The sequence below is a fragment of the Paraburkholderia phymatum genome (assembly GCF_038900715.1).
Taxonomy (GTDB): Bacteria; Pseudomonadota; Gammaproteobacteria; order Burkholderiales; family Burkholderiaceae; genus Paraburkholderia; species Paraburkholderia phymatum_A.
On record NZ_JAYMRZ010000011.1, the window covers coordinates 1 to 12,331 of the forward strand.

General features: G+C 61.7%; 9 protein-coding genes, 1 rRNA gene and 1 pseudogene. 7 read left to right on the plus strand and 4 right to left on the minus strand.

Annotated elements, in window-relative coordinates:
• The first annotated feature begins 9 nt into the window (after window positions 1-9).
• Both rrf and xylB read left to right on the plus strand, forming a co-directional pair.
• A 5S ribosomal RNA gene (rrf, locus tag VSR68_RS20380) occupies window positions 10-123 on the plus strand.
• Window positions 124-439: 316 nt separating this feature from the next.
• Window positions 440-1,906, plus strand: coding sequence for a xylulokinase (xylB, locus tag VSR68_RS20385; RefSeq protein WP_342941573.1), 1,467 nt, complete (start codon window positions 440-442; stop codon window positions 1,904-1,906).
• 47 nt (window positions 1,907-1,953) lie between these two features.
• On the opposite strand, the gene VSR68_RS20390 is transcribed toward xylB, so the two are convergent.
• The 3 genes from VSR68_RS20390 to VSR68_RS20400 all read right to left on the minus strand — a co-directional run bounded on the left by VSR68_RS20390 (window position 1,954) and on the right by VSR68_RS20400 (window position 4,216).
• Window positions 1,954-2,529, minus strand: coding sequence for a DUF1349 domain-containing protein (locus tag VSR68_RS20390; protein ID WP_342941574.1), 576 nt, complete (start codon window positions 2,527-2,529; stop codon window positions 1,954-1,956).
• Window positions 2,530-2,594: 65 nt separating this feature from the next.
• Window positions 2,595-3,134, minus strand: coding sequence for a cytochrome b (locus tag VSR68_RS20395; protein ID WP_342941575.1), 540 nt, complete (start codon window positions 3,132-3,134; stop codon window positions 2,595-2,597).
• Window positions 3,131-4,216, minus strand: a complete 1,086-nt coding sequence (locus VSR68_RS20400) for a catalase family peroxidase (RefSeq protein ID WP_342941576.1) — start codon at window positions 4,214-4,216, stop codon at window positions 3,131-3,133. The genes VSR68_RS20395 and VSR68_RS20400 overlap by 4 nt, the downstream gene beginning before the upstream one ends.
• A gap of 203 nt (window positions 4,217-4,419) precedes the next feature.
• On the opposite strand from VSR68_RS20400, the gene VSR68_RS20405 reads away from it, so the two are divergent.
• Window positions 4,420-4,767, plus strand: coding sequence for a DUF4148 domain-containing protein (locus tag VSR68_RS20405; protein ID WP_342941577.1), 348 nt, complete (start codon window positions 4,420-4,422; stop codon window positions 4,765-4,767).
• Window positions 4,768-4,822: 55 nt separating this feature from the next.
• Here the strand turns inward: VSR68_RS20405 and VSR68_RS20410 are convergent, their stop codons facing one another.
• Window positions 4,823-5,146, minus strand: coding sequence for a DUF1330 domain-containing protein (locus VSR68_RS20410; protein ID WP_342941578.1), 324 nt, complete (start codon window positions 5,144-5,146; stop codon window positions 4,823-4,825).
• 343 nt (window positions 5,147-5,489) lie between these two features.
• Here VSR68_RS20410 and VSR68_RS20415 point away from each other — a divergent pair, with 343 nt between their 5' ends.
• From VSR68_RS20415 to pgaA, 4 genes and pseudogenes are all read left to right on the plus strand, one after another.
• Window positions 5,490-6,296, plus strand: coding sequence for an EAL domain-containing protein (locus tag VSR68_RS20415; RefSeq protein ID WP_342941579.1), 807 nt, complete (start codon window positions 5,490-5,492; stop codon window positions 6,294-6,296).
• A 406-nt stretch (window positions 6,297-6,702) separates the two neighbouring features.
• On the plus strand, window positions 6,703-8,139 hold the full coding sequence (locus VSR68_RS20420) for a TldD/PmbA family protein (RefSeq protein WP_342941580.1): 1,437 nt from the start codon (window positions 6,703-6,705) through the stop codon (window positions 8,137-8,139).
• A pseudogene (locus VSR68_RS20425) lies at window positions 8,139-9,482 on the plus strand (TldD/PmbA family protein). Before VSR68_RS20420 ends, VSR68_RS20425 begins: the two are co-directional and overlap by 1 nt.
• Window positions 9,483-10,284: 802 nt before the next feature.
• Entirely contained in the window at window positions 10,285-12,330 is a 2,046-nt protein-coding gene (pgaA, locus tag VSR68_RS20430) for a poly-beta-1,6 N-acetyl-D-glucosamine export porin PgaA (RefSeq protein ID WP_342941581.1), read from the plus strand.
• Window position 12,331: the final 1 nt, after the last annotated feature.

The window sequence follows — 12,331 nt, forward strand, 5'->3', positions numbered from 1 at the left end:
CCCGTCATGCCTGATGACCATAGCGAGTCGGTCCCACCCCTTCCCATCCCGAACAGGACCGTGAAACGACTCCACGCCGATGATAGTGCGGATTGCCCGTGTGAAAGTAGGTAATCGTCAGGCTCCTTACCCAGACCACAGCCCCGCCCCTCAACAGGCGGGGCTTTGGCGTTTACGGCGCCCTTTATCTCATTCCCCTGCGGCGCCTTCATACTTCACCGCCTCGGCCGCAGACTGCATTCCCTTGCAGCACTCGCAACACGAGTCTGAGGGTGGACCCGATAGCCGATGGGCACATACGTCGGCAGTAGCAGAGCACTAGCAACAGCTGCAAGTCCATGTGCTCACCGCGTACCATGGTAACGTCACGTTTCACCGAGTCGAACAGACGCCGGCCCTGAACAGCCGGTTACTTCGTGCCAAATAGTGGAGACGTGCTGTGACTTTCCTTGGAATCGACCTCGGCACATCCGAGGTAAAAGCAATTCTGACCGATGACGCGTCGACGACGCTCGCCACCAGCGGCGTCCGTCTGGAAGTTTCGCAACCTCATCCGCATTGGTCCGAGCAGAACCCGCACGCATGGTGGCAGGCGACCCTCGACGCCGTCGCCGCCCTGCGCGGCGCGAATCCAACTGCATTTGCAGCGCTACGCGGAATCGGGCTCTCGGGACAGATGCACGGTGCGACGTTGCTCGATCAGAGCGGCGAGGTACTGAGGCCCGCGATACTGTGGAACGACACACGTGCATTCGCAGAGTGCGCAGAGCTCGAAGCACTTGTGCCGGAATCCCGCGGCATTACCGGTAATCTCGCGATGCCCGGTTTTACGGCACCAAAACTGCTTTGGCTGGCCAGACACGAGCCCGATGTGTTTCGTGCCGCGTCCAAGGTACTGCTACCGAAAGACTATATTGCGTGGCGGCTGTCCGGCGAGTTCGTATCTGACATGTCAGATGCTTCGGGCACACTGTGGCTCGATGTCGCAAAGCGCGACTGGTCCGATCGCATGCTCGCCGCGACGGGTTTGACGCGCGCGCACATGCCTCGCCTCGTCGAAGGCAGCGCGCCTGCTGCGCAACTGAGTGACGCGTTGCGGCGCGATTGGGGCATTACGGGTCCCGTCACGCTATGCGGTGGAGCGGGCGACAACGCGGCAAGCGCGATCGGCATGGGCGTTGCCGAAGCGGGCAGTGCTTTTCTTTCTCTCGGCACATCGGGCGTGCTGTTCGCAGGAACCGACCGCTTCGCGCCGAATCCCGAGCAAGGCGTGCACGCGTTCTGTCATTGTCTGCCCGATCGTTGGCATCAGATGAGCGTGATTCTGTCAGCGGCATCGAGTCTCGGGTGGCTGTCGAAGGTCGTGGGCCGTGAAGTCGGTAGCTTGCCTGAACTGGCGAGTGCGGCCAATCCCGCTACGGCGCCCATCTTCCTGCCGTATCTGAGCGGCGAGCGCACGCCGCACAACGACGCGAATGCGCGCGGCGTGTTCTGGGGGCTGACGGGCGCGCATACGACCGGCGATCTCGCGTACAGCGTAATGGAGGGTGTCGCATTCGCGATGGCCGACGGCTACGCCGCGCTGCAAAGTGCCGGTACGACATTGAAGAGTGCATCGTTTATCGGCGGCGGTTCGCGCAGTCCGTTCTGGGCAAATCTGTGCGCGTCGGCGACGGGTATCACGATGCATCGGCATGAAGGCAGCGACGTCGGCGCTGCGTTGGGCGCGGCGCGTCTCGCGCGGCTTGCCGTGACGGGCGAAGCCATAAAGGACGTATGCCTGGCGCCGCCGACGCTCGAATCGTGCGAGCCTGATCGTACGCTCGCACCGCTGCTGACAGAGAGGCTCGCGCGTTATCGCAGCATCTATCAGGCGCTCAAGGCGGGGTTTGCAGCCGCGGCATGACTGCAGTACCGCGCGGCGCACAGCAACGCGTGCCGCACAAGATCTTCTCAACTCAGATCGTGCAGATCTCTTTGCAGCGGCGCACCCACAGCGAAGCTCGAAAACTCGACATGGAGTCCGCCGCGTTCCGGCGTGCAGCACACAGGTCCGACGAAATAACCGGCCGCTACCGGAAATGGCGCAAGCCGCAATAGCGGCCACGTTTTCCCATCGATCGAGTACTGCACGCGCAATACGCCTCGAACGATGGTCGCCCGCATCCAGAAGCAGTCGACGCCGACAATCGGCGAGCCGATTGCCCAGTCCGACTGACCAACCGTCAACACGCTGCTCATCATCAACACATCGTCCGTGAATTCGACGCCTGCTTTCAACCACGTCGATTCGTCGACGCGCACCATCAGGCCGGCCTGATCGTATAGCGCATGAAACTGCCCGCGTACGCGAACCTGCGCAGTGAAGTCCCCTTGTGTGCGCACGCCGAAGCAGTGGCCCGAATCGCGCGTAAATCCGTAGTGCGTCTTGCGCCAGAAGTCAGTCTTTGGATCGGTCGTTACTCGAAGCGTGTCACCCTCGAGCGACCACGCCGACGGTTCATTGAACCACTCGCATTGTTCGAACACGCGGTGTCTCCTTGCGGGGGGCTTCGTTGTATCGCGTGATGCTGCTGGCGTGGCGCACATGATGCCTAGCGTTCTCCGCGAGCCATGCTGGAGAATACGCCGTCGCGGCGAATCAGTCCATGAAACAGAGCCGCGGCGATATGCACGAGTACTGTCGCAAACAATGCGAGCGCGAACCACGTATGCAGCGCACGCAATAGCGCGAACAGATCGACATTTTGCGGCACGATTGCGGGCAAGTGATATCCATCGAGCAGTGTGATCGGATATCCGCCCGCAGAGAGCATCGCCCAGCCGATCAACGGCATCGCGATGAATAGCGCGTAGAGAACAAAATGCGAAGCCTTGGCCGCGAATTGCTGCCATGCGGGCATGTCCGAAGGCAGCGCCGGACTGCCGTTCTTCATACGTACGCCGACACGAATCAGCGCTAGCACGAGCAACGCAACGCCAAGCGGCCGATGCAATGCAATCAGCGTGTCATGCGCGTGCGAAACAGTGGCGACCATGCCGATGCCGATGAACAGCATCGCGAGTATCAGCACGGCCATCGTCCAGTGCAGCAGACGCGCAAGCGCAGAGAAATGGCGAGTCGAGTTCGTCATGACGGGTTCCGTTCGAGTTTCGGAGTGGCGGGCGCGGCATGCAACGCTTCTTCACGCGTGCGTCGCTGGTAGGACACGGAATAGGCGGCGGAGCGCGCAGCGAGCAGTGGATCGTCCGATGGCTTGATGCCGTCCGGCAACACGGTCGGATCGAAGTTCACATCGCGGCATACACCATCGGCTTGAGGCGTGCTGCGTTCCAGTACGACGGTGCCTGCATCGATACGTTGCCGGTCGGCAGGCCATTGCAGCGTTGCATCGTTAGTTGGATCACCCGCATTGGCGACCGTCACGATCAGATGCCAGCGCACGTCGCCGTGCTTGAACTGCTCGTCGAGTTGCTTCGAAAGAAAGTCGGGATCGCTCTTTTCTCTTGGATCCACAGGAGAGTACGGTGTTTCTGGTTCGACCGACCAGCGCACTGCGCGCTCGTGTCCGCTTGTGTCGATGAAGCGAAACGCGTTGATGCTGTAGTACGCGGCATTCGCGAGACCCGACGACGCGGGATGTGTCTTTACCCATTCCTGAAACGGACGCGTTTCCGGATGCGCTGCATAGAACGCCTTCATCTTCGCGGGATCGGGCTTGCCCGTTTTCGGATCAGGCTTTGCTGCGAGAAGCTGCTGATAGAACTGATCCGGCGTATGCACGGCGAACAGAGGCGTCGAATTCATTCCTGTCCGCCATTGCTGGCCATCGCGCTGCATGAACAGCAGCGCCATGCTGCGGATCGGCACGCTTGCATCGGGTGCCGACGGATTGCTGCCCGGAATGGCGAAGCGGCCGATGACAGGCGTGCGTCCCGATTCGAATACTTGTGCACGTGAAATCGAGGCTGCGTTGCCGTTGGTGTCGAAATAGCCTTCGACGCAAAGGCCTTTCGCGTGATTGCGGCGATAGCCCGGATGCGGACCCGCGTTGGCCTGGAACTGATCGATGATGCGATAAGTGGTGAGTCGCGCAGGTGTCAGCCAGCCGGCCGTGTAGGCGAAACCGCCGGCGAGCGCCAGGACGGCCACGCCTATCGCACCGAACCTGCACGGAATGCAACGAGGCGCTCCCGCTGGGGATTTGGGGTTCATCACAGATGCTCCTTTTCCTGTCTATGACATCGCATGAAGGGTCAACAGGAGCAGGGAGTGTTTATTCCAGTGAGTATGAAATTATTTTGTCGCGGAGACGGATCAGAAAACGGGAATAGATTCGACGGTCCGTTTGTTCATCACGGTGAAAGCGCAGCACACACCGTGACGCATCGTCGTCACCTCATCTGAAGGAGCTGGAAATGAAAAAGCTTGCACTGTTGACCGTTTCGATCGCCGCGCTGGTTTCGACGGGTTTCGCCTCCACCGCATTCGCTCAGGAAAAAACGCGAGCAGAAGTCCGTCAGGAACTGATTCAGGCCGAGCAGAACGGTTCGCAGTTTGTGACTGACGCTTCCTATCCCGACGTCGCGCCGATCTATCAGCAACAGGTCGCACACCAAAAGGCTGCTCAGGATGCCGAAGGTGTCGGCGCGGGCATGGCGGGCACGCATTCGGCGGGATCGCGCGTGCCGATGACAGGCACAGGCACGGACATGAATTCGTGTGTCGGGCCCGTCAGCTATTGCAGCGTCTACTTCGGCAGCTGAGCACGATGAGAGGGCGCGGGTGGCGCTTCCTTGCCGGCGAAACGCCACTTATGCTTCATCCGCACAATACGTCGGTCGCGAGATGCGATGCCGGCACCGCGTCGATCAGAATCACATCGCCGATTGAATTCCCGGTGCGCAACGGCAAGATCGCCTGATACGCATCGGATCGATACCATGCACGTGCGAGATCGCGATTCGGAAACTCGATGGCGATCAGATCGCCGCGCCAGTCTCCTTCGAGCCGTTCATAGCGGCCGCCGTGCAGCACGAAATGGCCGCAATAGGGCGCAAGTGTCGCGTCGATACGTTTCAGGTACTCGACAATTTCGACGCCCATTTTCACTTCCTGCAAGTGTGCTACCGCAAACGTTGACATGCCGATCTCCAGGCCGTTGACCAATGACACCAGCCTATCGGCATCGGCACGGCGAATCGATTACCTCTGAGGTAATGCAGCGCACTGCGGATGTTTCGCACACGAAACGTTGCTGCATTTTCGATTGATGCGTGTCTCGCGAACCATCGCTGGGAGAACGAAGCGCGATGCGGTTCTCAAGGACATCGGATGAATTTCGGGGCTCGTGGTACGAAACGTGCATTGGCAGTGGAAAGCCATTCCAATCCACGCATCGATAACAAGGCCTTCTCTCAAGATGGATGCCCGCCACTCTACTGCCTCCAACTCAGGCAACGAAACGATCTCCCGCTTGACCACGAACATGACTCGCGATGTGCATCCGCTAGCGTCACGCGAGCTGAACAATCTCGAACGCCGCGTGAGCGAAGGCCTCCTGGCGAGTGAATTTCCGCTCGCGTTTCAGGGTATTTACGATGTGAAGACGGGCCGGCTCGTGCGCGTCGAAGCATTGATTCGCTGGATGCATCCGAACTACGGAATGCTCTTGCCCGATGCTTTTCTCGTCGCCCTGGATCATCCGCTGATCGCGCTGCAACTGACCTGTTACGTGATCGACGGCGCTTGCAGGGCGCTTGCGAACGCGCGGCGTCTGGGGCAGCCGGTATGTCCCGTCTCAGTAAACGTGCCGCCCAGCGTCGTGGCCGACGAGGCCTTTGCGGCGACAGTCGTGCAGATCGCGCAGTTGCATGGCATCGAAACGGATCTGCTCGAACTCGAACTCGTCGAGACGGAAGACGCGGCCCGGCTGCTGGCCGCGCGGCCTTTGACGAGACCTTTGCGTGAAGCCGGCATGCGGCTCGCCATCGACGACTTCGGCACCGGCTATTCGTCGCTTGCGCTGCTGAGTACGATCGACGTCGATACCGTTAAGGTCGCGCGCGAAGTGCTCAAAGGCGTGCCGGAATGCCCGCGCGCGTCGGCGGTCGCGTTCGGTGTGCTATCGATGCTCGAACGTCTCGACGTGACGGTGGTCGCAGAGGGCGTTGAAACAGAGGCGCTCGCGCAATGGCTTACTCAATGGCCGAAGGTACTCGCGCAAGGCTTCTTCTACGCGCGCCCGACTTTCGACTATGCGAGTGTCCCCGTCCAGGAACGATGCGCTGCTTGATGCGGGATTCGCGCCGGGTCGATTCATCCATCACGCCATGCGATTACGCGTTCTTCACGCGCGACTCACTGCTGGCGTCGTTCAAAAATGTATCAATTTGCGCGCGGGATCACGCGTGGCAGGCGTGAGAAAACCACTTGTTTTACGAGGGAAAATGCTTGCGCGTACAAGCAGATGCAGGACTGTACGTGCAGTCGCCGGCAGTTCCGAGCCGCGAATGTGCGGCAGGACACAGCCTGTGAAGTCAACTTGAGACACGGCGGCGCAGCCTCACAAGCAACGCATGCGGCACATAAGAGAACGTCGCTTTGCGTATCGCGTACGATAGGGCAATTGCGCGGTGTTTGCGGCGCCCGCCGGGCGCGTTCATGCTCGCACCGGCGCGTGACATTCGTGAGGCACGCCGATGGCCGAACCCCTGATGAACCGCTTGCCGCGCACGTTGCGCTGCGACGCGGATTTCTGGTCGCTGCGCATCGTCGATGAGCGCATCGACGATCACGCGGTACGCAACGATGTCGCGCTGCCGCTGCGCATATCGAGCGATCGCGGCGCAATGCCGGTGGCGTGGTGCGGCGCAGGCGCGGGCTACGCCGCAACGGCCGATCTGTCGGAGAGCGGTCTGCAAGCCGCGCTCGATATCGCCGCGCAGCGCGCGAAGGCGAGCGCAGCGGTGTCGTTGATCGATCATCGGCAGATCGGCCGGCCCGACGAGAGCGGGACTTATGAATCGCCTGCTATCGAGCAGCCGTTGCTCACTCGGCGCGAATGGGTCGAACGTTTGCGACACGAATGTGCGGCGGCGAACATCGATAGCCGTATCGTCGAGAGAACGGCTGCGGTGCAGATCACGCAAACCGATCAACGCTGCGTGACAAGCGATGGCGTTCGCCTCGAACAGCGCTTTCGCTTCATGCTGCCGCAGATTTCCGTTACGGCGCACGCGCAAGGCGTGACGCAGGTGCGCACGCTCGGCGGCGATTACGGCACGCTCGCGCAAGGCGGCCTCGGCGTGCTCGCGCAGTTCGGCTTCGACGGCGCGGGCGCGCGCGTGGCCGATGAAGCGCTGCAACTGGTCGCCGCGCCGAACTGTCCTTCCGGTCGGCGCGATCTGCTGCTGATGCCCGATCAGATGATGATGCAGATACACGAATCGATCGGGCATCCGCTCGAGCTCGATCGCATTCTCGGCGACGAGCGCAACTTTGCGGGCTGGAGCTTCGTGAAGCCGGAGTACTTCGGCACTTATCGCTACGGCTCCGAACTGCTCAACGTCACATTCGATCCCGAGTCGCGCGAAGAAGCCGCAAGCTATGCATTCGATGACGATGGCACGCGCGCGACGCGTCAGTACCTGATTCGCGACAGTGTGCTCGTGCGGCCGCTTGGCGGTGCGCTGTCGCAGCAGCGCGCGGGCCTCGCGGGCGTGGCGAATTCGCGTGCGTCGAGCTGGAACCGTCCGCCCATCGACCGCATGGCGAACCTGAATGTCGAACCCGGCGCGAGTTCGCTGGACGACATGATCGCGAACATCGAACACGGCATTCTGATGCGCACCAACACGTCATGGTCGATCGATGATCAGCGCAACAAATTCCAGTTCGGCTGTGAGTTCGGCCAGTTGATCGAGAACGGCAAGCTCACGTGTGTCGTGCGTCAGCCGAATTACCGGGGCATTTCCGCGAGTTTCTGGCGCAGTCTCGTTGCAGTCGGCAACGAAGCGACACGCGTCGTGTATGGCACGTCGACGTGCGGAAAGGGCGAGCCTATGCAGATCATCCGCGTGGGGCATGCATCGCCTGCCTGCGTATTCGCCAACGTCGACGTGTTCGGAGGCGTGTGATGAACGACACCCCTTCATTCGCCAGTCACGCGTATTTCATGTCGCTCGCGCAGGCAGTCGAGCAGCGCCTCGCGGGCAACGAAATTGCGCTCACAACGTTCGCGGCCGAACAGTCCGACTTCATCCGCTTCAACGCGGGAAAGGTTCGGCAAACGGGCCGCGTGTCGCAAGGCCGGCTCACGCTGAGGCTGATCGACGGACAACGGCAGGCCTATTCGACGCACACGATCTGCGGCGACATCGCCGCCGATACTCACGCAATCGGCGCGACGGTCGAGACGCTGCGCGACGGCTTGCACGACGCACCCGACGATCCGCATCTACTGTTCGATACGACCGCCTGGACGGAATCGACACGGCGCGCGGGCACGCTTCCATCGCCCGACACGTTGCCGCTGACGGTCGGCCATTGTGCAAAGGGCTTGGACTTCGTGGGCTTCTACGCAGGCGGCACGATCGCGCGCGGCTTCGCGTCGTCGCTCGGCAGTCGCGGCTGGTATGAAGTGTCGAACTTCATTTTCAGCTGGTCGCTATACGATGTGAACGGACGCGCGATCAGAAGCCACTATGCAGGCGATACGTGGAGCGATGCGATATTCGCTTCGAAGGTCGAAGAGGCCGCCACACGTCTGCCCGTTCTTGCCCGCGACGCGCGCACGCTCAAGCCTGGCCACTATCGCGCGTGGTTCGCGCCCGCCGCGCTGCGGGAACTCATGGAGGCAGCGTCATTCAGCGCGTTTTCCGCGCGCATGCAAGCGACGGCGCGCAGCGAGTTCTATCGTCTCAACATCGGCGAAGTGTCGCTCGATCCGCGCGTCACGTTGACGGAAGATCTCGCGCTCGACATCACGCCTCGCTTCAACAGCGACGGCTATCGTCGCGAAACCGTGCAACTGATCAATGCCGGGCGAGGCGCGCATCAATTGACCAGCGCGCGCACGGCGCGCGAATACGGCCTCGCACCGAATGGCGCGACGTCGGAAGAAGTGCCGTCCGCGCTATCGATGCAACCCGGCGATCTTGCGCAAGCCGATGTACTCTCCGCGCTCGACACGGGGCTCTACGTCGGCAACCTCTGGTACGTGAACTTCTCCGACCGCATGAACTGCCGCCTGACGGGCATGACGCGCTTCGCGACGTTCTGGGTCGAAGACGGCCGCATCGTAGCGCCCGTCGATGCGATGCGCTTCGACGATAGCCTGTATCGGTTGCTCGGCAGCGAGCTCGAGCGGATCGGCAACGCGCCCGAGTTGCTGCTGAACGACTGGACATAGGGCGAGCGCGCGACGGGCGGCATGATGCTACCGGGCCTGCTCGTGCGTTCTTTCGAACTGACGCTATGACTCGAACCTCGCCGATCGCATGCGTCGCGGCGTGAGAGAAGAGGGCGTTGCGCACACGCGCAGCGTCCGCTTTCTTCTGTCGGAAGAATTCATCGATACCCCGTAAAGCATTTCATTGGCATCGCTAATCAGATCGCGATGCAATTCTCGCGGCGCCTTACACGGTCCGCGCTGGTCATCGTCTTCATTGTGCAGCGTGACAATACCCGAGTCATGGAGCCGCGCTCCGTGCGCTGGCGCACATCGGACGAATACGTGCTGATGTGCGCTGGCGCACACTCTCGCGAAATCGCGCGTGCGTTTCATTGCCTATTCGCAAGCGCTGCGTTCGCGGATAAGGCCGTCGACACGACGTGCCGGTTCAGTCACGTGCATGCCGTTTCAGCTTTGAATCAAAGCGCGAAACTGTTGCGACGCACAAGCCCAGTGCTTGCTGCGCATGGCTTCTCATCGACTACGCGCGATTGTTTCGCAGTGTCATAGGCAGGCGTGAGATTGATTCGTATTGCTTGCCGAGTTCAGCGTTGAAACGTATTTGACCATTTACGGTGCGCTTGCGACTCGCTTTTCGCGTCGAGCCTTTTCAGCAGAAGGTTCAACGGGGTGCTGGTACGGACTTCGCTATAAGCCTGCCCGCGCAAAGGACCGAGGCTGGTGCGCGACGCAAATAACCGGCCCTCGAAATGAGACGCTGAACTCCAGGCTGCTCGCCAGGCTCGCGACCGTTGTTGTTCTCCATGCGCCATTCGCATGGCGCAGGGGCTCGCTTTGTCTGGAGATCGGCACCGACAAGCGAGGAACCATGAAAACCAAACGCTCTAGCCGACACAAGCACGCCGCAGTCAAGGCGACCGCCTTGCTGATGGTTCTGCTTGCGCGCGACTACTGCGCCGCGCAGCCGACCACTGCATCCGGAACCACGGGGAGAGTCGCAGAAGGACAAGTCGCAGAAGGCAAGGTTGACACGGAGCGCGACCAGCTCCGCAAACGCATTTTCGCGGAAGCGGGCGCCGGCGCTCCGCAGCTTGCGTTGCAAGAGGCACGCGCGAGCCGCGATGCGTTCTCCGAGCACGACCTGTTGCAGATCGAGGCACTCGTCGTCGAAACGGAAGTGCACTGGGGCCGGCAGCAATCGCTCGCTTCCGATGAATCCGACCGCCTCGCGCAGACCCGATCCGCGCTCGCGCACATCGACGACGTGCTTGCACGCATGCCATCGACGGACGAATACGCCGACGTGCGCCGCGCGGTGCTCGTCGAAAAAGTCGCAGCATTGCAGGGGCTTGGCCGCATGAAGGAAGCGACCGCGCTCTACGAAAACCTGTCGCGCTCGAACGAGCCGATGCCCGCGCGCACCTATGCAGCGGCGGGCGATGCCTACACGTATCTCGACGAGCCGCGCAAGGCCGTGCCCGCCTACGAGCATGCATTGCAGACGCCTGTGGAGCCGCTCGTGCCTTCCGTCGAACCGCATGCGTTGAAGCGCATCGACGTGCAGGAAGGGCTCTTTTTCGCGTACCTCGATTCGGGCCGCTACGACAACGCGCAGCAACTCTTGAAGCAGATTTCTGCGAGCACGCCCATACGCGCGGATCTCGCCGAGCATCCCGAGGACGTCAACGAAGACTATGGCCGCGTGAAGAAGCTGCAGGCGCAGTACCTGCTGTACACGGACCGCACGCGCGAAGGCGTCGCCGCGCTCGACGAGCTGCGCCACGAAGCGCCGTTCGATCCCGCACTGATCAGCGCGCGCTCGGATGCATCGCTCGTGCAGCAGCGTCCGCGCGAAGCGCAAAAGGTCTATGAAGGCACGCTCGTCGATCACCCCGGCGATATCGAAACGCTTGCGGGGCTCGGCCGCACCGCGCTCGAATTGAACCAGTACGACCGCGCAGCGGAAGTGAACGCGACCTTCGGCGACCGCTTTCCCGACAACAACACGGTGAGGACGTTTCAGCGCGATTACGCGGCCTACAAGAGCCCGCAACTGATCATCGCGGCGAACGGGCAGAAGGGCAACTCGGTTCTCGCCGACAACAACTGGGGCATCGATACGCAGCTCTACTCGATGCCGCTCGCCGACTACTGGCGCGTGTTCGCGCATCAGTTCAGCGGCCGCGCGGATACCGGCGACGGCAACAGCGTGAGCCGCGTGCGCAACGGCATCGGCGGCGACTTCCGGTTTCGCGGCATCGACGCGGCGGCGGAAATCGATCATTCGACGGGACCGCAGGCGAAAACAGGCGGCGCCGGCAGCGTGAGCTATGCGCCCGACGATCGCTGGCGCTTTTCGGCGGGCGTCGACAGCAACGTCAACTCGTTGCCGTGGAAGGCCTACCAGGCAGGCGTGACGGGCCGCGCGGCGACGGGCAGCGTGCGCTACAGCATCGACGATTACCGGTACTTCGATCTCACTTACGGCGCGGCGCGCTATAGCGACACGAACCTGAACCAGTCGTGGGTCGGCACGTGGTACGAGCGCCTCATCAACACGCCGAGCCATCTCGTCGCGACGTGGGTCGAGTTGAACACGAGCAGCAACACGCTCGCGAACACTGCGTATTTCGCGCCTCATCGCGACATGACGGCGCAACTGACCGCGATGTACCAGTGGACGTCGTGGCGCAACGCCGACCAGTCGCTCGCGAATCGTGCGTATGCAACGGTCGGCGGCTATCGGCAAACGGATATCGGCAACAGCATGCTGTGGGAAGTGCGTCTCGAACAGCAGTGGCAGTTCAGCGCGCATGCGTCGCTCGCGTATGGCATCGGCGTCGCGAGCCAGCGCATGGACCGTACGCGCGAGACCAGCAAGCTCATCTACCTGAACCTGAACATTCCTCTGTAGA